Source organism: Dietzia sp. IBK-p2-15D (assembly GCF_057773105.1).
Window position 1 is genome coordinate 61,778 of record NZ_JBYMTK010000011.1, and the last position, 21,025, is coordinate 82,802.

A 21,025-nucleotide genomic window follows, 5' to 3' on the forward strand; every position below is an offset into this window, starting at 1 on the left:
CGGCCGATGTGGCTCGGGCTCAGAACAGGCGTGTGACCCCTGGGTCGTGGGACCACTGCTGAGCGCCAAGCGTAACCGCTGGGGGGCGTGCGGGACCACGTGACCGGCCCGGAACGGGGCCGGGCCCCGTCCCCCGCGGCGCGGAGAGCGGGGCCCGGGAGGCCGGACGCGATCAGTGCGAGTGACCGGCGTGCGAGTGGCCGCCGGCGCCCTTCTCCTCGGGCTTCTCGACGATCGCCGTCTCGGTCGTGAGGACCATACGGGCGACCGAGCAGGCGTTGACCACGGCGGAGGAGGTGACCTTCACCGGGTCGATGATCCCGGCGGAGACCAGGTCACCGTACTCCCCCACGGCGGCGTTGAAGCCGTCGCGCGGGCCCATCTCGGAGACCTTGCTCACCACGACGGAGCCGTCCTCGCCGGCATTGGCGGCGATCCAGAACAGCGGGGCGGACAGCGCCTTGCGGACCACGTTCACCCCGACCGCCTCGTCGGCGTCGGCGGTGTCGGCGGCGAGCCGCTCGAGTGCCGCGGCCGCCTGGACCAACACGGAGCCACCGCCGGCGATGACGCCCTCTTCCACGGCCGCCTTGGCCGAGTTGACGGCGTCCTCGACGCGGAGCTTGCGTTCGGTCAACTCGGTCTCGGTGGCCGCACCCACGCGGATCACGGCGACACCGCCGGCGAGCTTCGCGACGCGCTCCTCAAGCTTCTCGCGGTCCCAGTCGGAGTCGGTGGCCTCGGCCTCGCGGCGCAGCTGCGCGACGCGGGCGTCGACGTCCGCCTGGTCGCCGGCGCCGTCCACGATGATCGTGTCGTCCTTGGACACGGTCACCCGCCGGGCCTGACCGAGCACGTCCAGGCCGCACTCCGACAGCTTCATGCCCAGGTCGGGGCTGATGACCTGCCCCTTGGTGACGATCGCCAGATCCTCCTGGAAGGCCTTGCGCCGGTCGCCGAAGAACGGCGCCTTGATCGCGACGACCTTGAGGGTCTTGCGGATCGAGTTGACCACGAGGGTCGACAGCGCCTCGCCGTCGACGTCCTCCGCGATGATGAGCAGCGGCTTGCCGGTCTCGGCGACCTTCTCCAACAGCGGCAGCAGATCCGGCAGGGAGCTGATCTTCTCCCGGTGGATCAGGATCAGCACGTCCTCGTGGATGGCCTTCTGCTCGTCGGGGTCGGTGACGAAGTACGGCGAGAGGAAGCCCTTGTCGAAGGCGATGCCCTCGGTGACCGACACCTCGGTGTGCAGCCCCTGGGACTCCTCGACGGAGACGACGCCGTTGACTCCGACGGCGTCCATGGCCTCGGCGACCATGCGACCGATCTCGGGGTCACGCGACGAGACGGTCGCCACCTGCGAGACGGCGTCCGAGCCGGAGACCGGTGTCGCTGCCGCACGGAGGAACTCCACGACGGCGGCGGAGGCCTTCTCGATGCCCTTGCCCATCGCCATCGGGTTGGAGCCGGCGGCCACGTTGCGCAGCCCCTGGCGGATGAGTGCCTGGGCAAGCACGGTGGCCGTGGTGGTGCCGTCGCCCGCGACGTCGTTGGTCTTGGTGGCGACACTCTTGACCAGCTGTGCGCCGAGGTTCGCGAACGGCTCGGAGAGCTCGATCTCGCGGGCGATGGAGACACCGTCATTGGTGACGGTGGGCCCGCCGAAGGCCTTGGCGAGCACGACGTGACGGCCCTTCGGGCCGAGCGTGACCTTGACGGTGTCGGCGAGCTCGTCGACACCGGCGAGCATGCCCGTGCGGGCCTCCTCGTCGAACGCGATCAATTTGGACATCGATGGAACTCCTGGAGGGAAGTGGGTGGTCGTGACGGGCGGGTACCGCGGGGTGAGACACCTCCGCCCCGGTGGTGCCTGGCTCTGGCCGGCGCCGCCGGGGCGGGGGTCATCAGCTCACGTCAGTCGATGACCGCGAGGACGTCACGCGAGGAGAGGATCAGGTACTCCTTGCCCTCGTACTTGATCTCGGTGCCGCCGTACTTCGAGTAGATGACCTTGTCCCCCTCCTTGATGTCCATGGGGATGCGGTCGCCGTCCTCGTCGAAGCGGCCCTTGCCGACCGCGACGACGGTGCCCTCCTGGGGCTTCTCCTTGGCGGTGTCCGGGATGACGAGACCCGACGCCGTGGTGGTCTCGGCCTCGAGGGCCTGGACGAGAATCTTGTCCTCAAGCGGCTTGATCGCCACGATGATCCTCCCGTATGGGGTGTGGCCGCCCGGATGCCGGGCGACTCGGAGTGTGGTTGGACAGATCGGGACGCCGGAAGGCGGCCCGTGGTTTATGTACGACCCGGGCTGCCGCGTGCACCGTCGCGGGTGGCGCCCTCGGAGCTCCGTGTCTATTGGCACTCTACACAGGCGAGTGCCAGCACTCAAGGAAACCGCGTGCGGGTTCGCCGCCGTCGGGGTCCGACGGAGATCGGAGAACGCTCGGCGCGGGCCTGCGCCGCGGGTAGGCTCACCCGCACCGCACGGACATCAACCGGACCACCCCCTCTGCCCGACCCGATCCCGATCGAGTACAGCGAGGCCCAGAAATGACCGCAGTCGCACCCCCGGACATCGTCACCGCCGCAGTCGAGGGCGGGGAGGCGAAAGCCGACGCCCCGGGGTGGCAACTTGCCCTCCGCGGCTTCCTCGCCGTCTACCTGCTCGGAGCGGCCACCCTTCTGTCCGTCATGGCCACCGAGGCGACCGGAGTGGCGATCCTCGGCGCCGTGCTCTTCCCACTGGGCCTCACCATGGTCGTCCTGCTCGGCTGGGAACTCGTCACCGGCGCCTACGGGCTGGTCCCGCTGGCCGCGATGGAGGGCCGCATCCGGGTGCGCGACTGCCTACGGATCTTCGGCTGGATGATCCTCGGGCACACTGTCGGCGGGCTCGCGGCGGCGTGGATGCTGACCTCCGTGCTCACCGGGATGGGGACCGAACCCGACGCCACCGGGGCCCAGGGCCTGGTGGACCTCGCTGTCGAGAAGACGGTGGCCTACAAGGAGGCCGGCGTCGTCACCGGACTCGGTTGGGTGACGTTGAGCGCCGTGCTGTGCAACTGGCTGGTCGCGCTCGGCGTGATCATGTCGTTCTCCTCCACGAGCACCTCGGGCAAGATCCTCGCCATCTGGCTGCCGATCCTCACGTTCTTCGCCCTCGGTTACGAGCACGCGGTCGTCAACCACTTCACGATCCCCGCGGGCATGATGCTCGGGGCCGATGTGAGCATCGCCGACTGGCTGCTGTGGAACCAGATCCCGGTGCATGTCGGTAACTTCATCGGCGGGATCACCCTCGCGGGGTTGGGACTGTACTTCGCGCAACGGACGCGGGTCGAGCGCTCCCCCGGGGCACCGGCGGGCCGCACCCACCCACCCCGGGAGTGACCTCCTCGTATGCACCCACCCGAGAAGCCAGGGGATCGGCCCGACGGGCCGCGCCGCCGAACCGGGTCCGACGGCACGCCGGGATCGTTCCACCCTCCCGGGACCAACACACTGGCCGTCGTCGCCCTCGTGATCGCCGTCGCGAACGTGGTGTTCGGCTCGTTCCTCGGCCTGTTCGTGCCGCTGGTCCCGGCCGCCGTCGCGGTCGTCGTGGTCGCGATCGGACACACGTCCCTCAGGCAGATCACCCGCAGAGGCGAGGCCGGAAAGGAGATGGCCGTGTCCGCCCTCGTGATCGGCTACCTCTGCCTGGCCGCGGTCGCCGCGTTCCTGCTGATGGCGTTCACGTTCACCACCGTGGGGATGGCGCTCCTCGGCTACTAGGCGACCTGGGTGACCTCGACCGGCAGCCCGGGGTCGGCCGCCACGGTCAGGGGGCTGGGGTCCGCGTCCGCGGCGAGGAGCGCGGAGGCGACCCCCACCACCATCGCGCCGTTGTCGGTGCACAACCGCGGCCGCGGGACGCGCAGGGTCAGGCCCGCGTCGGCACACCTGCTCGCGGCGAGGTCACGCAACCTCGAGTTGGCGGCGACCCCGCCACCCACGAGCAGGGTGTCCACGCCCAGGTCGGTGCAGGCCCGGACAGCCTTCATGGTGAGCACGTCGGCCACCGCCTCCTGGAACGAGGCCGCGACGTCCGCCACGTCGAGCTGCTCACCGTCGCGTTCGGCGGCCTCGATGCGTCGGGCGACCGAGGTCTTGAGCCCGGAGAAGGAGAAGTCGTGCCGGGCGTCGCGTGATCCGGTCATCCCGCGCGGGAACGCGATCGCCGTGGGGTCACCGGTGCCCGCGAGCCGATCGATCACGGGCCCGCCCGGGTACCCCAGGCCGAGCAGCCGGGCCACCTTGTCGTAGGCCTCCCCTGCCGCGTCGTCGACGGTCGACCCGAGTTCGACGACCGGCTCGGTGAGCGAGCGGACGTGTAGCAACTGGGTGTGCCCACCGGAGACCAGCAGGGCCACGCACTCGGGAAGCGGGTCACCGTCGAAGCCCGCGACGGCGACGTGACCGACGAGGTGGTTGACGGCGTAGAACGGGGCCCCCCACGCGGCCGCATAGGCCTTGGCGGCGGACGAACCCACGAGCAGCGCCCCGGACAGGCCGGGTCCGATGGTGGCGGCGACGGCGTCCGGCCGCTCCACCCCCGCCTCGGCGAGGGCGGCGCGGACGGTCGGCACGAGCGCCTCGAGGTGGGCGCGGGAGGCGATCTCCGGGACGACCCCGCCGAACCGGGCGTGTTCGGACATCGACGAGGCGACCACGTCGGACAGCAACTCGGCGCGGCCGTCGTCGTGCACGCGCGCGACGGCGACCCCCGTCTCGTCGCACGAGCTCTCGATCCCCATGACGGTTCTCACCGGCCGCTCACCTTCCCTGCCTCGTTCTGACCAGCGGCTCCCGCCGGCCGCACCATGAGGTGCGCGTCGGTCCTGCTGGGCCGGTAGTACCGGGGACGCAGCCCCACCACCTCGAACCCGTGGGCCTCGTACAGGGTGCGGGCCGGGACGTTGTCGGTTCGCACGTCCAGCACCACCGGCGACGCGTCCGCGTCCGCCACCTCGAGCATGCGGCGCAGCAGCGTGCGCCCGATCCCCCGCCCCTGGTGGGCCGGATCGACCCCGATGGTGTGCACCTCGTACTCGCGATCCCCCTCGGGTCCGAGCACGGCCAGCACGGCGTAACCGACGAGGACCCCGTCCGCCCGCGCCGCGAAGCAGTGGGTGTGCCGGGAGCCGATCTCCGACAGGAACGCCGCCGCCGACCACGGACCGTCGGCAGGGAACAGCACCCTCTCGAGGTCCGCGCACCGCATGGCGTCGTCGGCGACCAGATGGTCGTGCACGATCGCGTCCGGCGGCGTCCCGGTCACCGCTGGACCCCCCGCAGCGCGGTCGAGGGTGCGGCGCGCCGGGGCGGGATGGCGTCGGGCCGACGTAGGTAGAGCGGTTCCAGCGGCGCCGGGGCCGTGCCCGCGAGGAGGTCGGAGGCCGCGACGGTGACGAGGCCGGCGGGGTCGGGCGCGGTGACCGCCTCGAGGATCCCCGCGGCGGCGTGGCCGGCGGCGGTGACCTCTCCCAGGCGTACGGGGTCGCCGACCAGGTGGTCGACGCCGTCCGCGTCGATCCCGGCGGCGGGGCCCACCATGGGGCCCGAGGTCCGTGCGCCGTCCGCGGAGTAGCGGGCGTGGTAGGCCTCCCGGCGGCGGGCGTCGGTGACGACGACGAGGTCTCCGGTCGCCCCGGCGGCGCGCGCGGTGGCCGCGAGCCCGTCCAGCGAACACACCCCGTGGACCGGCCTGGAGATGGCGTCGGCGAATGCGGCTGCGGTCGCCATCCCGACGCGCAGGCCGGTGAACGGTCCCGGACCGATGCCCACGACCACGGCGTCGAGCTCGCGCGGCGTGAGGCCCGCGGCGGTGAGGCACTCGAGGATGTGCGGGGTGAGCAGCTCCGCGTGGGCGCGGGCGTCCTCGGTGACCCGCGTGGCCAGTGCCTCCACCTGCGGGACCCGGTCGCCGGGCACGAGTCGGCACACCCCTGCGGTGACGAAGGGCGTGGAGGTGTCTACGGCGAGGACGAGCACGGGGTCAGGGTACCGCCGGGCCGGGTGCGGGACCGTCCGAGGCGTCCCGGCGCCAGCTCGCCGTCCGGACGTCGGTGCCGTCGGGCCGACGCAGGGTGACGACCAGTGGCGCCTCGACGAGGGAGTCGACGAATCCGGCGCCCCACTCGACGACCACCACGTCGCTGTCGAGTGCCGTGTCGAGGTCGAGCGATTCCAGTTCGTCGGCCAGGTCGGCCCTGGTCGGTTGCGGACCGTCCGGGTCCTGGCCGCCGAGCAGTCGGTAGGCGTCGACGTGGACCAGCCCCGGACGGCCGGGCGTCGCCGGGGCGTGGCGACGGGCGATGACGAAGGTCGGCGAGGTGATGCGCCCGCGTACCCCCAGGCCGGCGGCGATCCCGGTGGTCAGCGCGGTCTTGCCGGCGCCGAGGGGGCCGTCGAGGATCACCACGTCGCCGGCCCGCAGGAGGCCGGCGAGCTCGGCGCCCAGTGCCCGGGTGTCCTCCGCCGTCGGCAGGTCGCGCTCCCCGGGGACGCGGATCGTCACGAGGACCGGTCGTGGTCGGTGGACGGGGCCGTCTCCCCACCGGCGCCCCGGTCCGGCGGGGGCATGGCGGCGCGGCCCACGCCGTCGGCGCGACGCTCCCGCTCCCGCCATTCGATGATCGCGTCGGCCACCAGGTCCCCCAGCACCTCGGACACGTGGGCGGGCTCCTCCAGCATCACCATGTGCCCGGCACCCGGGACCACCACGAACTCGGCGTCCGGCAGTTCCTCGACGATGTCGACCGACCGGTCGAGCGGGGTGAGCAGGTCGCGGTCACCGCACAGCACGGTCGTGCGGACGTCCCGCAGGACGGGCACGGCGGCCGACTCGTCGTGCTGGGTGAGGGTCTCGAAGAAGTTGGCAATGGTCAGCACGTCGGTCGAACCGATGAGCTTGTCCACGAACCGGGCGACGGTCGGGCTCATCGTGGCGGGGTCACCGAACGAGCCGCCGTAGATGAACGGCGAGATGAGCGCCCCGAGGGCCCGCCGACCGTTGGTGAACACCCCGGGACTCCGGCCTGCGAGACCGGCGAGCCGCGCGACGGATTTGTTGTCGAGCACCGCGCCGAGCCCCGCCTCGGAGAGCTCGGCCATGGCGGTGGAGACCAGCCCGGCCCCCAGGACGCGCTCCCGCACGGTCTCCGGGTGGCGCGCGGCATATCCCATGACCGTCATCCCGCCCATGGAATGCCCGATCACCACCACCGGACCGGTGGGTGCCGTCGCCGAGATGACGGTGTCGAGGTCCCGGGACAGCTGGTCGATGGTGGAGTTCTTCCGCGAACTCATCCCGCTCAGCCCGTGTCCACGCTGGTCGTAGAACACCATCCGGATCTCCGAGCCGAACCGGTCCGCGAGATGCCGCCGCTGGAAGTGCCAGCTGTCCATCGACAGGGTGTAGCCGTGGGCGAACACGACGGTCATCGGCGCATCGGTGGGCCCGGCCTCCCGCACCGCGAGCGGTACGCCGTCGGAGGCCGCGACCATGGAGCCACGGTCCACTCCGAGTTCCCACATGTCTTCGCCCGCCCACGGGTCGTTGGCGCGTCGACCGGGCAGCAGGGTGACCACCGAACCGAGGGTCGCGGCGCCGAGGGCACCCAGGCCCGCACGCAGCCCCCCGGGGGTCCGGATGTGGTCCGCGACCGCCTCGAGATCCCCGGGCGCACCCCCCACGACCTGGGGTGGTCGGATCTCCACCGGCTCCTCGGCCGCGGACCGGGCCGGGCGTCTGGGCAGACGGATCCGGGGCCTACCGCTGCGACCGGTCACCTCGCCGTCGTCGTCGTCCTCGCTCATATCGCGGCCTCCCGCCCCCGGTCGGCACCGTGCGACGCGCTCAGGACGTGGTGCCTCTCGGCACGTCCCCGCACAGCGGTGACCACCTCGTAGTGGATGGTGCCGACCGTCCTGGCCCACTCGGCGGCCGTCGGGCCGCCGTCGGCCCCGTTCCCGAACAGCACCGCGGTGTCCCCCACCCGGACCGGCGTCGCGGGCTCCGGGCCGAGGTCGACGACCAACTGGTCCATACAGACGCGGCCGACGTTCGGATAGCGGCGTCCGCCGATCGTGACATCCATCCGGCCCGACAGCAGCCGCCACACCCCGTCGGCGTAACCGGCAGCGATCAGGGCAACGGTGGTGTCGTGCGGGGCGTGCCACGTGTGCCCGTAGCTCACGCCCTGACCGGCGGACACGCGCCTCACCAGGAGGACCTCCGCCGAGAACGTCATGGCCGGGACCAGGTCGGCCTCCAGGCCCTCGACCGGGTTGAGACCGTAGAGCGCGATCCCCGGCCGGACCATCTCGAAACCGTCCTCGGGTCGGGTCAGGGTCGCCGCCGAGTTGGCGTGGTGGTTGACCGGGCACTCCAGCCCCCGGGCACGCGCGAGGGACACGCACTCGTGCAGCCGGGCCACCTGCAGGTCGATCACCGGGTTGCCCGGATCATCGGCGTGGGCGAAGTGCGCCATCAACCCCGTCACCTCGACGAGACCGCCGGCGGTCGCCGCGACCAGCCGCTCGAGTACGGCCGGCCAGTCCTCCAACGCGATGCCCGACCGGGCGAGACCCGTGTCGATCTTGGGGGTGATCCGCGCGCGGCGGCCGGTACGTCGGGCGGCCTCGAGCACGGTGTCGAGGTGACCCGGGCTCGGGACGGCGAGGTCGATGTCGGCCTCCAGGGCCGACCGGACGTCATCGGACGCCGAGTAGAGCCACGCCAGGATCTCGGCGCCGATCCCCGCCGACCGCAGCTGCGTCGCCTCCGCGATGGTCGTCACGCCGAGGGCGTGCGCGCCTCCGCGCAGTGCGGCCAGTGAGACCGGGACGGCCCCATGACCATAGGCGTCCGCCTTGACCACGGCCATGACCCGCGCCCCGCGCGCAGCTCGGACCAGGACGCGACTGTTGTGCTCGATCGCGTCCAGATCGATCTCGGCGCGGCACGGCGCCGGGGGGACAACTGGACCCATTTCGTCAATACTGCCAAAAAGCACCACCGGTGGGCGATTCACGCCCCCCGCAGGGCGGAGATCGCTCCCGGCACTGCTGCCAGCAGATCGGAGGCCCCGATCGGCGCACCCGCCACTCCCTGGCGGTGCGCGGCCCGCCGCGCGGCCTCCCCGTGCGCCGTCGCGGCCGCGACCGCCGGCCACGCCAACGACTCCCCGGGAACGGAACCGCCCACCCCCCTGCCACCGACCCCCGTGCCACCGACACCCATGCCGCTCGCCAGCAGCCCGCCCGCCATCCCGGCCAGGACATCGCCCGAACCCGCTGTCGCGGCCCACGAGGAACCGACATCCACGGCGAACGTCGTCTCGCCGTCGTCTATCAGGGTGACCCGCCCCTTGAGCAGCACCGTCGCCCCGATCCCTCGCTCGCGCAGACCCGCGACGAAGCGGCGCAGCGCGCCGGGGCGGTCCCCGCGGTCCCATCCACCGGTGAGGCGGTCGAACTCGCCGGCATGCGGGGTGAGCAGTACGGGCGCGGTGGCGCTGCGCAGCAGCACGGGGTGGGTGGCGATGCAGGTGAGGGCGTCGGCGTCGAGGACGGTGGGCCGTCCCGTCGACAGGACCGCGTCGATGTCGGCCACCGCGCCGGTCCCCGTCCCGCCGCCCGGCCCCACCACCCACGCCTGGGCGGTGCCGGCCTCGGCCACCGTCGGGTGGCACACCACCTCCGGTCGGGCCGCGAGCACCGCCCCCGCGGCGGATCCGACGTACCTCACCATCCCCGACGTCGCCGCCACGGCGGCGGACGCACACAGCACCGCTGCCCCCGGATACCGGTCGGATCCAGCGCGCACGGCCACGACGCCCTGGGTGTACTTGTCGTCGGCCGGGCCGGGCACCGGCCACGTGCGCCCCACCTCGGCGCGGGAGTGGGCGACGACAGTGTTCGGACCGGCGCTCAGATAGTCCGGCACGCGCTCCTGCATCTGCAGACGACGCGCCTGCACGGGATCCGTGGGATCGATGAGGCCGATATCCACCACCTCGACGCGGCCGCACACCGGCGAAGCCAGCAAGTGGGCCCGCCGCAGCAGCCCGAACGTCACGGTGAGGGTGGCGGGAACGTGGGCGTCGTGGACGGTGCCGGTGTCGGCGTCGACCCCGCTGGGCAGATCCACTGCCACCCACGGAACCCCGGCCGCGGCCAGGCCGTTGACGATCCGGTCGGCCGGCTGGCGCAGCGGTCCGCGTCCGCCCAGGCCCACCACGCCGTCGACGGCGACATCCGGGACCGGAAGACGAGAGCCCACCGACTCCGTGTCGTGGATCCGCCCGCCGACACGGCGCAGGGCGACCAGGCCGCGAGCGTGTGCGCGGTCCGGGTCGAGCATCACGGCGTCGACGCGACAGCCACGGGCCCGGAGCATCGCGCCGGCGTAGAGCGCGTCGCCCCCGTTGTCGCCGGCACCGACCAGCAACTGCACCGTCCGGCCATAGAGGCCCCCGGTGCGCTCCCTCAGTAGGACGGCGGTGTGGTGGGCCACCCCGGCCGCGGCACGGCGCATCACCGCATCCGGGTCCCCGGAGGCTGCGGCGGCGGCGATGAGCGGGCGCTCGGCATCCCTGATCTGCCCGACCGGGTGAGCGCGCCTCATTGCCGTGGCCCCCGCCGTCCTACTCGACCGTGACGGACTTGGCGAGGTTCCGCGGCTTGTCCACGTCGTACCCCCGCGCGGCCGCGACCTCGGCCGCGAACGCCTGGTACGGGATGGTGGCCAGCAGCGGCTGCAGGAGCGTGGTCGACGCCGGGATCGGGATGAAGTAGTCCGACAGCGGCCGGACCACGTCGTCACCCTCTTCGGCGATCACGATTGTCCGGGCACCACGGGCCCGGATCTCCTGGATGTTGCTCACCAGCTTCGAGTGCAGCACCCCGCGACCCTCGACCGGCGGCATCACGATGAAGACCGGCAGGCCCTCCTCGATGAGCGCGATGGGTCCGTGCTTGAGCTCGCCCGCCGGGAAGCCCTCGGCGTGCATGTAGGCGAGCTCCTTGAGCTTGAGCGCGCCCTCGAGGGCCGTCGGGTAGCCGACGTGGCGCCCCAGGAACAGCACCGACTTGGCACCGGCGAGCTCCCGGGCGATCCCGCGGACCGGCTCGAGGGAGTCCACGACCTTCTGGATCTCGTGCGGCATCTGCTCGAGCTGGCGGAACTCGGCGGCGACCTCGTCCGGGTACTTGGTGCCGCGGGCCTGCGCGAGCGCGAGTCCCACGAGGTAGTTGGCGGTGATCTGCGCCAGGTACGCCTTCGTCGACGCCACACCGATCTCGGGACCGGCGTGCGTGTACAGCACGGCGTCGGCCTCGCGCGGGATCTGCGAGCCGTTGGTGTTGCACACGGCCAGGACGCGCGCCTTCTGGGACTTGGCGTGGCGGACCGCCTCGAGGGTGTCCGCGGTCTCGCCGGACTGGGAGATGGCCACCACCAGCGTGGAACGGTCCAGGACCGGGTCGCGATAACGGAACTCCGAGGCGATCTCGACCTCGCATGGCAGGCGCGTCCAGTGCTCGATCGCGTACTTGGCGACCATGCCGGAGTGGTAGGCGCTGCCGCAGGCGACGATGAACACCTTGTCGATGTCCCTCAGGTCCTGGTCTGTCATCCGCTGCTCGTCCAACACGATGCGGCCGTTCTGGAAATGGCCCAGCAGCGTGTCGGCGACCGCCTGCGGCTGCTCGGCGATCTCCTTGAGCATGAAGTAGTCGTAACCGCCCTTCTCGGCGGCGGCGAGATCCCAGTCGATGTGGAAGGGGCGCCCCTCGCTGGGCTCTCCGGCGAAGTCGGTGATCTCGTAGGAGTCGGCCCGCAACACCACGACGTTGTCCTGGCCGAGCTCGACCGCCTCGCGGGTGTGCTCAATGAACGCCGCGACGTCGGAACCGAGGAACATCTCGCCCTCGCCGACGCCCAGCACCAGTGGGGTCGAGCGGCGCGCGGCCACCAGGACGTCCGGGTGGGCCGCGTGGCTGAAGACCAGGGTGAACGCGCCCTCGAGGCGGCGGAGCACGGTGCGGCACGCGGCGACGAAGTCACCGCCGCTGCGGCCCGACTCCATCTCGCACCGCACCAGGTGGGCAGCCACCTCCGAGTCGGTGTCGGACTCCAGATCGACCCCGGCGGCCTCGAGCTCCGCGCGCAGCGGGGCGAAGTTCTCGATGATGCCGTTGTGCACGATCGCGACGTCGCCCGAGACGTGCGGGTGGGCGTTCCGGTCGCTCGGGCGACCGTGGGTGGCCCAGCGGGTGTGGCCGATGCCGGTGGTACCCGGGAACCCGTCCCCGCCCGCGGCCGTGAGCTCCGCCTCGAGGTTGGCGAGCTTGCCCTCCTTCTTCTCGACCCGGGAGGTGCCCGCGCCGTCGAGGACGGCGACACCAGCCGAGTCGTAACCGCGGTACTCCATCCGCCGCAGGGCCTCGACGACGACAGGGAGGGCGGGCCTGTGCCCGACATATCCGACGATTCCGCACATGGCCGCTAAGTGTAGCCACGCAGTCCGGGGACCCTCGCCCCTTCGTCGCCCCCGAGGCGATACTGTGGCCATCGTGGCCAAGAAGACGAAGGAACTGCTCGCCCGGGTGTCCCGACGCGGCCCCTACGGTGTCGACAGGGGCGACCTCGGTTTCACCGGGACGCCGGGGGTCGTGTTCGTCCCCCGCGGCGCTCCGTCGCCGGCTCCGCTCGTGGGCTGGGCCCACGACTGGACCAGGGGGCCCGAGCACTACGTCGACACCCTCAAGCATCTCGCGTCGTGGGGGTTCGTGGTGGTGGCGCCCGCCTCGGACCGCGGCCTGAAGCCGAACCACCAGCACTACGCGGATCACCTGTCCGCCGCGCTGGAGGACGTCCTCCAGGCCACCCTTGGCCGCGGGGCCGTCCGGGCCGATCCACACCGGATCGCCGTGGCCGGGCACGGTCTCGGCGGCGGGGTCGCCGCGCTGCTGGCCTCCCAGCGCACCGACATCGACGGGGTGGTCATGGTCTTCCCCACGGAGACCGTGCCCTCGGCCGCCGATCGGGCGATGACCGTCGACGCCCCCGCCCTGCTGCTCTCGGGTGCGGGCGGGGTCCACTCCGAGGACGCCCGCGAACTGCAGCGCCTGTGGCGGGGTGATCTGGTCCACCGACGCCTGGAGAAGGCGATCGAGACGGGTCTGGTCGAGCGCAACCCGCTTCTCGAGCGGGTCGGGCTGGCGGACCCCGACCTCCGCACCCATCGGGCCGTGCGCCCGCTGCTGGCGGGGTACCTGCTGGCCACCCTGACCGACGACGACACCTATGCCGCGTTCGCCGATCCGGAGGCGGAGTTCAAGGGCACCGTCACGGTCACCCACGAGATGCTCGACGAGGAGGCCGACGACCTGCTCGCCAGCGCCCCGCCGATGCTCAAGCTGGTCAAGTCCTTCACGGGCGGCTGATCGCCCTCCGGTGCCCGGCCCGTGGCGCCCGGTCGCGGGGGCCCGGCGCAGGAGAGCGCACGGGCCCGGCCGGTCACACGGCGGCGACCACGCCCGCCAGTCGCTCGGCGACCTCGCCGGCCAGGTTCGCGTCCTCCGCCTCGACCATCACGCGGACGAGCTGCTCGGTGCCGGAGGGACGCAGAAGCACGCGGCCTGTGGAGCCGAGCCTGCGCTCCTCCCCCACCACGGCGTCACAGACCGCCCCGGATGCCACGACTGCGGCCTTGTCCTCGACCGGCACGTTGACGAGCACCTGCGGCAGCACGGTCATGACCCCGGCGAGCTCGGCCAGCGACTTGCCGGTCTCCGCCATGCGGGCCATGAGGCGCAACCCGGTGAGCACGCCGTCACCGGTGGTGGCGTGGGCGGGCAGCACGAGGTGCCCGGATTGTTCGCCGCCGAGGCTGTACCCACCCTCGCGCAGACGCTCGAGAACGTAGCGGTCGCCCACCTTGGTCTCGGTGATCTCGATCCCGGCCTCCCGCATGGCGACCTTGAGCCCCAGGTTGCTCATGATGGTGGCCACCAGTGTGTTGCCGACGAGTTCCCCGGAGTCGCGCATCGCCAGGGCCAGGATCGCCATGATCTGGTCGCCGTCGACAACCTCGCCGGAGGCGTCGATGGCCAGACACCGGTCCGCGTCGCCGTCGTGCGCCAGGCCCAGGTCGGCGCCGTGCGCGCGCACCGCGGCGCGGACGTCGTCGAGGTGGGTGGAACCGCAGTTGTCGTTGATGTTGTAGCCGTCGGGGCTGGCGTGGATCTCGATCACCGTGGCGCCGGCCTCGCGGTAGGCGCGCGGGGCCGCCGCGCTGGCGGCGCCGTTCGCGCAGTCGACGACGACGACGAGCCCGTCCAACCGGCCCGGCGTGGCATCGAGCAGATGCCGGACATAGCCGTCCAGGGCGTCCTCCGGCGTCGCCCGCGAGATGCGACCGATCGCCGAGCCGGTCGGCCCGGTGATGGCACCTTCGGTGAGGGCGGCCTCGACACGGTCCTCCACCTCGTCGGCCAGCTTGTGGCCCCCGGCGGCGAAGAACTTGATGCCGTTGTCCGGCATCGCGTTGTGCGAGGCCGAGATCACGGCACCCAGCTCGGCCTCGTGCTGGGCCGTGAGGTGGGCGACGGCCGGGGTCGGCAGCTCGCCGACGAGCAGGACGTCGACCCCTTGACTCGCCAGGCCGGCGGCCAGGGCGGCCTCGAGCATCTCCCCGGAGACACGGGGGTCACGGCCGACGACGGCGACGGGCCGGGATCCGGACCGCCGGGGCGACGGCTCGACCTCGGTCGCCAGGACCGCCGCGGCGGCCGCCCCCAGGCGCACGGCCAGGTCGACGGTGAGGGTCCGGTTGGCGAGTCCGCGGACCCCGTCGGTGCCGAACAGTCGCGTCATATCGTGTGGTCCTCCGGGGGTGGTGGTTCGCCCCGCCGCGGACGGTGGGCGTGAATGGCCGGGTCAGGATAACCCCGACCCACAGTGCAGTGGGCAAATGGACCGGAGCAGGCCCCCGCATACGCAGGGGCCTGCTCCGGTGACGCGACCCGGGTGGATCAGCGCTTCGAGTACTGCGGGGCCTTACGGGCCTTCTTGAGGCCGGCCTTCTTGCGCTCGACGGCACGGGCGTCGCGCGTGAGGAAGCCCGCCTTCTTGAGCGCCGGGCGGTCGTCCGGCGAGTACTGGATGAGCGCGCGGGCGATGGCCAGACGCAGCGCGCCGGCCTGACCCGAGGGGCCGCCACCGTGGAGCAGTGCCACGATGTCGAACTGCTCGTCGCGCTCGACGAGGACCAGCGGCGACTTGACGAGCTGCTGGTGCACCTTGTTCGGGAAGTACTCCTCGAGGGTGCGGCCGTTCAGGGTGAACTGGCCGGAACCGGGGAGCAGGCGCACGCGGGCGACGGCTTCCTTGCGACGTCCGACGGCCTGGGCCGGACCGGAGGTGACGGTCGACCCCAGCTGGGCGTCGGCGTCGGCGACGAAGTCGGTGCCACCGGCGTAGTCGGCCTCGCTGTAGTCCTCGGCGACCTCGGCGGCGAGGTCCGCCACCACGTCGTCGGCAACCTCGGCCTCGGGGGTGATGTTCTCGTCGGTCACTGGGCCACCTGCTTGATCTCGAAGGGCACGGGCTGCTGGGCGGCGTGCGGGTGATCGGGACCCGCGTACACCTTGAGCTTGGAGGCGACGGCACGGCCGAGCTTGTTGCTCGGCAGCATGCCCTTGACGGCCTTCTCGACGACGCGGTCGGGACGGGTGTCCATGGCCTTGCCCAGGGTCTGCGACTTCAGGCCGCCCGGGAAACCGGAGTGGCGGTGCTGCACCACGCGGTCACGCTTGTTGGACGAGATCGCGACCTTGTCGGCGTTGATGATGATGACGAAGTCGCCGGTGTCGGCGTTCGGGGCGAACTGCGGCTTGTGCTTGCCACGGAGGATGTTGGCGACCTGGACGGCGAGTCGACCGAGAACCACATCAGTGGCGTCGATGACGTACCAGGCGCGCGTCACGTCCCCGGGCTTGGGGGTGTACGTGGACACAGGCGATACCTCTGTCTGTCTAGTGGGCTGCCGGCCGGTCGGGCGCCCTCCCCCTCGAACGGCGGCCGGTGGTGACCCGCGCGAGGTGGTCCACCGCCCCACCAGGGGACGACATGGACGCCGACGGTCAAGACTACCGGCCGGGACCACTCACTCCAAGTCGGCGATCACGATCCCCCGCCCATCGGTTAGACTCTCCCCGGTTCCCGCCCTCGTAGCTCAGTGGATAGAGCACGGCTCTCCTAAAGCCGGTGTCGGAGGTTCGATTCCTCTCGGGGGCACCACCCACAGTGGCCGGCCGTCACGGCCGCCGCGAGCGCGTCATCGCCGGAGAGTGGCGGAGAACGCACTGGTCAGTGCCAGGATCGGCAATCCGATGAACAAGTGCACGATCGCGGCCGCCAGGCCGTCGAGGAACGGCACCGTCACCAGCAGCGGCAACGCCACGGCGGCGACGATGAGCAGCCCGACGGTCCAGGAATAGAACTGGTGGGGGTTGGCCGTGCCGACGAGCAGCAGGTACCAGAGCAGCCCGGCGAGGAGCGCGGCGACGGCCCCGTAGACCGCGTACATCGTGGGCGTGTTCCCGCCGTTGGCCCACTGGTGGCCGAAACGCGAGAACACCGCTTCCACGATCCAGGCGATCAGCCATCCGGCGATGGCCGCCACGAGGGCGGTCGCGACCACGCTGCCCGCGAACTTGCCCACGTCGAGGGCGGGGCCACGGCGCTTCGCCGCGGGCGCGGCGGCGTATCCCCCGTCGCCTCCGTAGCCGTCGTCATAGGCGGGGTCGTAGGCCTGGTCGTCGCCCATCCGCGAGTAGGCACGCGAGTCGGGCTGCTGCCCCATGCGTCGGGTCTGGTCGTCGTGTCCGGGATACATCTCTACCGCCTCCGAATCGGTGTGGTGCCCACCGAGAGTAGTCCCTCCCGGTCCACGACGAGGCCCGCCCGGTCGTCCGAGGACGGCCGGGCGGGCGCGGCGGGGGCCCGTAGTGGTGGGCCCGCCGAAGAGACGTCAGTGAGCGATGGTCTTCTCCACACCGACACCGGTGAGGGAACGGACCTCCATCTCCACCCGCTTCTCCGGGAACTCGTCCTTCTTCCCGATGAACGTGCCGACGATGCCCAGCAGGAACGCCAGCGGGATCGAAACGATGCCCGGGTTCGAGAGCGGGAACAGGGAGAAGTCGACACTGGTGATCATCGACTTCTCGCCACCGGAGACCGCCGGCGAGAGCGCGATCAGCACCAGGGTGCTGATGAGCCCGCCGTACATCGAGAACAGTGCGCCGGTGGTGTTGAACCGCTTCCAGAACAGCGAGTACAGGATGGTCGGCAGGTTCGCCGATGCGGCGATCGCGAAGGCCAGGGCGACGAGGAAGGCGATGTTCTGCCCCATGGCGCCGATACCCATGACGATCGACAGGAGCCCGATCACGACGACCGTGATCCGCGAGACCCGGAGCTGCGACTTCTCGGTGGCCTTGCCGTGCTTGATCACGCCGTTGTAGATGTCGTGCGCGAACGATGCGGACGCCGTGATCGCCAACCCGGCCACCACCGCCAGGATCGTCGCGAAGGCGACCGCGGAGATGATGCCGAGGAAGATCTCACCGCCGAGGGCGAATGCGAGTAGCGGTGCCGCCGAGTTCACGCCACCGGGCGCCGCCTCGATCACCTCCGGACCGACCATCGCCGCGGCACCGAAGCCGAGCACGAGGGTGAACAGATAGAAGCCGCCGATGAGGGCGATCGCCCAGGTGACGGACCGACGGGCCTCCTTGGCGGTGGGGACCGTGTAGAAGCGCATGAGCACGTGGGGGAGGCCGGCGGTACCGAAGACGAGTGCGATCGACAGGGAGACGAAGTCGAGCTTGCTGGTCTCGGTGGCGCCGTACTGTAGACCGGGCTGCAACAGGTCCTTGCCCGAATTGGCGACGGCCTCCCCCAGGAGCGCGGAGAAGTTGCCGCGCGCGGCCACGAGAACCATGAGGCACATGATGAGGACGCCACTGACCAGCAGGACGGCCTTGACCATCTGCACGTACGTGGTGCCCTTCATGCCGCCGACCAGCACGTAGACGATCATGAGCAGCCCCACGGCCGCGACGACGATCGCCTGCCCCGTGGAGTCGTTGATGTTCAGCAGGAGGGCGACGAGGCCACCCGCGCCTGCCATCTGGGCGATGAGATAGAACAGGCACACCGCGAGGGTGGCCAGGGCTGCCGCCATCCGGACGGGCCGCTGGTTGAGGCGGAAGCTGAGCACGTCGGCCATGGTGAACCGGCCGGTGTTGCGCATCAGCTCGGCGACGAGCATCAGGGCGACGAGCCAGGCGACGAGGAATCCGATCGAGTAGAGAAAGCCGTCGTAGCCGTTGATCGCGATGGCGCCGGCGATGCCGAGGAAGGATGCCGCCGACAGATAGTCACCGGCGATCGCGAACCCGTTCTGCGGACCGGTGAAGCTCGACCCACCAGTGTAGAAGTCCTTCGTCGACTTCGTGGACTTGGATGCCCTCAGGACGAGCGTCATCGTGATGACGATGAAGATCCCGAACACGACCATGTTGAGCAGCGTGCTGCCCACCTGCTCGCCCGGCGTGAGTTCATTGATGTTGAGTAGCCAATCCATCAGACAGCCTCACCTTCCAGCTCGAGGCGGATGGATTCCGCACGGGGGTCGATCACGCGGTTGGCGAACCGGATGTAGAGGAACGTGATGAGGAAGGTGGTCACGAACTGCCCCAGCCCGATGATCAGGCCCCAGGTGATGTTTCCGAAGACCTTCGTGGCCATGAAGTCCGTGGCGTAGACGGCGAGGATGACATAGAGGAAGTACCAGATGAGGAAGGCGACGGTCATGGGGAAGACGAACGCCCGGAACTTGCTGCGCAACTCCTGGAAGGCGGGGCTGGACTGCATCGCCGTGAACTCCGCCGTTCCCGGGGTTCGCCGCGATGCGCCCCCCGTCGGCGGATCAGTTGGTTGGGACACGGAGGTCCTCCGTTTCGGGTTCTCATCAGCGCACCCCTGTAGTGATGCGCCTCACAGATAGTGACGGAGGAAGTGTGACACGTAACACAAGTTCTCGGCGGAGACTCTCATGCAACGCGGTCGATTCCCTGGAAACCGGAGGATGCCGCACCCCCATCCGAGGGGTCAGCCACCTCTATCCGGGGTTAAGGGGGTCAGGCGCCGGGCGCCGCTCCGCGACGGCCCACCGCGTCGGCGAACACCCGCACGATCTCGTCGGGCGTCCGCGCGACGTGGCTGCTGCCGCCGGTCACCCGGGAGATCTCCGCCAGGGTGCCCGACGCGGCGTCGTCGAGCAGACTGATCGTCACGACGATCACCGGGCGCGACGGGGTGACCATGTCGCGTAGTCGGGCGAGGAACGCCCCTTCGTCGAGGTCCGAGGTGGCGTCGTCGGCCCCGTCGGAGATCACGATGATCGAATTGACCATGTTGGGGTCGTAGTCGGATCGCACCTGGGCGTAGGCGTCGAGCACGGACCGGTAGAGGTCGGTTCCGCCGCCCACCAGACCGGGCAGGGCCGCCAGCGCGCCGCCGAGGGCCTCCCGGTGCGAACCGTCGGCGCCGGCCTCGTCGAGTCGTCGGAGTGGCGCGACCTCCGCGTAGGGCCTGCCATCCCGGCCGGCGGCCCCGCCGAACGCCCACAGCCCGAGAGCCGCGTCGTCGGGGAACTGCCCGAGGCCGGCGCCCGCCGTGGCGACCAGTGCCTCGATCCGGGTCCGGTCCGTGCCCGGTATCCCGAATCCCATCGATCCCGAGGTGTCCACCAGGACGAGGGACCGCCCGGGCATCGCCAACACCCGCCACCGTCGGAGGACGCCGTGGAGGCGGTCGGGGTCGCGGACGACGAGCATCTCGATCTCGCCCACCCCAGCCCCGTCCGCGAGGGGCGCGCGGTCCGCTTTCCGGAAACCGTCCGCCGAGAGGCCGTCGCGGTGGGCGGGCGAGGCCGTGGCGTCGCGGAGCGCTTCGGCGGCACCGGCGACCTCGGTTCGCCGGGTCGGGTCCTGGGTGGTCACCGCCAGCGGGTACCCGAGGAAGACCGCCCCGGTGGCGGGAGCGGCGATCTGGAGTCCCGCGTCCGGGGTCTCACGACGGGCGAGCACGGCCTCACGCTCCGTCACGATCGTCGCGCCGCCCCCGGAGACCACCCTGTCCAGCATCTCGCGCGATGTCGGGGGAACCTTCATGCGGCTCATCTGCCCCTGCGCCAGGATCGCCATGGACGCGCCCAGAGCCTCGGAGGTCGACCGCATGATCTCCACCTCGGACGCGGCGGCGAGGATCGGCGCGTCCGCGATGCCCGACCGGACGGGATCGCCCATCATCAGTCCCGGGGTCGCCAGGGCGGAGGTCCACGTGGACATGTCGACCGGGGTGTCGCGGGACGCGATGACCACCGGGGTGGACGCGAGCGAGTTCACCACCGTGTCGAAGGGGATCTGGACGTCCCGCGACAGTTGCGCGAGCCGCACCGCCGAGTCCGGGACCCAGATGTCGGGGAGCGCCTCACGGGAGGCGACACGCCCGGCGAGGTCAGCCGACGAGACCGGGACGACCTCGAAGGAATAGCACCCGTCGGCACCCTCGGCCAGGGCATCCACGTGGTCGGCGATCTCGGGCTCGGCGGCGACACTGATCCGGAGGTCGTCCCCACAGAATCCACCGACACCGGCCCGGGAGAGCCCGGCGAGCACCAGTACCGCGACGAGCACGACCGCGAGGAGCGCGGCTCCCACGAGGACGACCCTGCGGGCCGTCGGATTCCCACTCTGTGGCGACGCACTGTGCCTGGCCATCGCTGGCGTTCCCCCTGGATGTCATTTACCCGGGGCCACGCCGGACGCCCACGTCAGGCGGATCCGGGTCGGGCGCTGGAATCGTACCCGGGCCGGGGTCCACGTGGGGCCGACAC

The 21,025-nt window shown here is 71.3% G+C and carries 20 protein-coding genes and 1 tRNA gene; 4 read left to right on the forward strand and 17 right to left on the reverse strand.

What is annotated here, in order from left to right; all coding sequences use genetic code 11:
• Window positions 1-172 precede the first annotated feature (172 nt).
• Together groL and groES are read right to left on the reverse strand one after the other, a co-directional pair.
• The gene (gene groL / locus AC3DEV_RS14140) at window positions 173-1,795 is read right to left on the reverse strand and encodes a chaperonin GroEL (RefSeq protein WP_488372510.1); all 1,623 of its coding nucleotides are present in this window, start codon (window positions 1,793-1,795) and stop codon (window positions 173-175) included.
• 122 nt (window positions 1,796-1,917) lie between these two features.
• Entirely contained in the window at window positions 1,918-2,211 is a 294-nt protein-coding gene (gene groES, locus AC3DEV_RS14145; protein ID WP_181694306.1) for a co-chaperone GroES, read from the reverse strand.
• A 344-nt stretch (window positions 2,212-2,555) separates the two neighbouring features.
• On the opposite strand from groES, the gene AC3DEV_RS14150 reads away from it, so the two are divergent.
• Together AC3DEV_RS14150 and AC3DEV_RS14155 are read left to right on the forward strand one after the other, a co-directional pair.
• Window positions 2,556-3,395: a formate/nitrite transporter family protein gene (locus AC3DEV_RS14150; protein ID WP_488372511.1), complete on the forward strand. Its 840-nt coding sequence runs from the start codon at window positions 2,556-2,558 to the stop codon at window positions 3,393-3,395.
• A gap of 9 nt (window positions 3,396-3,404) precedes the next feature.
• On the forward strand, window positions 3,405-3,779 hold the full coding sequence (locus AC3DEV_RS14155; protein ID WP_488372512.1) for a DUF4190 domain-containing protein: 375 nt from the start codon (window positions 3,405-3,407) through the stop codon (window positions 3,777-3,779).
• Here AC3DEV_RS14155 and tsaD read toward each other — a convergent pair.
• Genes tsaD through glmS form a run of 8 tightly spaced genes read right to left on the reverse strand, consistent with a single transcriptional unit; the run spans window position 3,776 to window position 12,553 of the window.
• Window positions 3,776-4,801 (reverse strand): tRNA (adenosine(37)-N6)-threonylcarbamoyltransferase complex transferase subunit TsaD, encoded by a 1,026-nt coding sequence (gene tsaD, locus AC3DEV_RS14160; protein WP_488372533.1) that lies wholly within the window; start codon window positions 4,799-4,801, stop codon window positions 3,776-3,778. The two genes, AC3DEV_RS14155 and tsaD, sit on opposite strands and share 4 nt — an antisense overlap.
• A gap of 8 nt (window positions 4,802-4,809) precedes the next feature.
• Window positions 4,810-5,268 (reverse strand): ribosomal protein S18-alanine N-acetyltransferase, encoded by a 459-nt coding sequence (rimI, locus tag AC3DEV_RS14165; protein WP_488372534.1) that lies wholly within the window; start codon window positions 5,266-5,268, stop codon window positions 4,810-4,812.
• A 53-nt stretch (window positions 5,269-5,321) separates the two neighbouring features.
• Window positions 5,322-6,038 carry a tRNA (adenosine(37)-N6)-threonylcarbamoyltransferase complex dimerization subunit type 1 TsaB gene (tsaB, locus tag AC3DEV_RS14170; RefSeq protein WP_488372513.1) on the reverse strand — a complete coding sequence of 239 codons (717 nt, stop codon included), beginning with the start codon at window positions 6,036-6,038 and terminating at the stop codon, window positions 5,322-5,324.
• 4 nt (window positions 6,039-6,042) lie between these two features.
• Window positions 6,043-6,564 carry a tRNA (adenosine(37)-N6)-threonylcarbamoyltransferase complex ATPase subunit type 1 TsaE gene (gene tsaE, locus AC3DEV_RS14175; protein WP_254050506.1) on the reverse strand — a complete coding sequence of 174 codons (522 nt, stop codon included), beginning with the start codon at window positions 6,562-6,564 and terminating at the stop codon, window positions 6,043-6,045.
• Window positions 6,561-7,865, reverse strand: coding sequence for an alpha/beta fold hydrolase (locus AC3DEV_RS14180; protein ID WP_488372514.1), 1,305 nt, complete (start codon window positions 7,863-7,865; stop codon window positions 6,561-6,563). The genes tsaE and AC3DEV_RS14180 overlap by 4 nt, the downstream gene beginning before the upstream one ends.
• The gene (alr, locus tag AC3DEV_RS14185; protein ID WP_488372535.1) at window positions 7,862-9,049 is read right to left on the reverse strand and encodes an alanine racemase; all 1,188 of its coding nucleotides are present in this window, start codon (window positions 9,047-9,049) and stop codon (window positions 7,862-7,864) included. The genes AC3DEV_RS14180 and alr overlap by 4 nt, the downstream gene beginning before the upstream one ends.
• A 29-nt stretch (window positions 9,050-9,078) precedes the next feature.
• A complete protein-coding gene (locus AC3DEV_RS14190) occupies window positions 9,079-10,677 on the reverse strand; it encodes a bifunctional ADP-dependent NAD(P)H-hydrate dehydratase/NAD(P)H-hydrate epimerase (RefSeq protein WP_488372515.1) in 1,599 nt (532 codons plus the stop codon).
• 19 nt (window positions 10,678-10,696) lie between these two features.
• Window positions 10,697-12,553 (reverse strand): glutamine--fructose-6-phosphate transaminase (isomerizing), encoded by a 1,857-nt coding sequence (gene glmS / locus AC3DEV_RS14195; protein WP_488372516.1) that lies wholly within the window; start codon window positions 12,551-12,553, stop codon window positions 10,697-10,699.
• A 73-nt stretch (window positions 12,554-12,626) separates the two neighbouring features.
• On the opposite strand from glmS, the gene AC3DEV_RS14200 reads away from it, so the two are divergent.
• Window positions 12,627-13,499, forward strand: coding sequence for a dienelactone hydrolase family protein (locus AC3DEV_RS14200; protein ID WP_271799653.1), 873 nt, complete (start codon window positions 12,627-12,629; stop codon window positions 13,497-13,499).
• A gap of 73 nt (window positions 13,500-13,572) precedes the next feature.
• On the opposite strand, the gene glmM is transcribed toward AC3DEV_RS14200, so the two are convergent.
• The 3 genes from glmM to rplM form a co-directional block, all read right to left on the reverse strand.
• Window positions 13,573-14,931: a phosphoglucosamine mutase gene (gene glmM / locus AC3DEV_RS14205; protein WP_488372517.1), complete on the reverse strand. Its 1,359-nt coding sequence runs from the start codon at window positions 14,929-14,931 to the stop codon at window positions 13,573-13,575.
• Between the two features lie 158 nt (window positions 14,932-15,089).
• A complete protein-coding gene (gene rpsI, locus AC3DEV_RS14210; RefSeq protein ID WP_069389715.1) occupies window positions 15,090-15,632 on the reverse strand; it encodes a 30S ribosomal protein S9 in 543 nt (180 codons plus the stop codon).
• Window positions 15,629-16,072 (reverse strand): 50S ribosomal protein L13, encoded by a 444-nt coding sequence (gene rplM, locus AC3DEV_RS14215; protein ID WP_007627425.1) that lies wholly within the window; start codon window positions 16,070-16,072, stop codon window positions 15,629-15,631. Before rplM ends, rpsI begins: the two co-directional genes overlap by 4 nt.
• Before the next feature lie 208 nt (window positions 16,073-16,280).
• Here rplM and AC3DEV_RS14220 point away from each other — a divergent pair.
• Window positions 16,281-16,356: transfer RNA gene (locus tag AC3DEV_RS14220), tRNA-Arg, on the forward strand.
• Between the two features lie 37 nt (window positions 16,357-16,393).
• Here the strand turns inward: AC3DEV_RS14220 and AC3DEV_RS14225 are convergent.
• From AC3DEV_RS14225 to AC3DEV_RS14240, 4 genes are all read right to left on the reverse strand, one after another.
• Complete coding sequence (locus tag AC3DEV_RS14225; RefSeq protein WP_119192246.1) at window positions 16,394-16,954, reverse strand: hypothetical protein; 561 nt, start codon at window positions 16,952-16,954, stop codon at window positions 16,394-16,396.
• A gap of 135 nt (window positions 16,955-17,089) precedes the next feature.
• The gene (locus AC3DEV_RS14230) at window positions 17,090-18,709 is read right to left on the reverse strand and encodes a solute symporter family protein (RefSeq protein ID WP_067712638.1); all 1,620 of its coding nucleotides are present in this window, start codon (window positions 18,707-18,709) and stop codon (window positions 17,090-17,092) included.
• Complete coding sequence (locus tag AC3DEV_RS14235) at window positions 18,709-18,999, reverse strand: DUF485 domain-containing protein (protein ID WP_067712641.1); 291 nt, start codon at window positions 18,997-18,999, stop codon at window positions 18,709-18,711. Before AC3DEV_RS14235 ends, AC3DEV_RS14230 begins: the two co-directional genes overlap by 1 nt.
• Window positions 19,000-19,265: 266 nt before the next feature.
• The gene (locus AC3DEV_RS14240; RefSeq protein WP_488372518.1) at window positions 19,266-20,849 is read right to left on the reverse strand and encodes a substrate-binding domain-containing protein; all 1,584 of its coding nucleotides are present in this window, start codon (window positions 20,847-20,849) and stop codon (window positions 19,266-19,268) included.
• Window positions 20,850-21,025 lie beyond the last annotated feature (176 nt).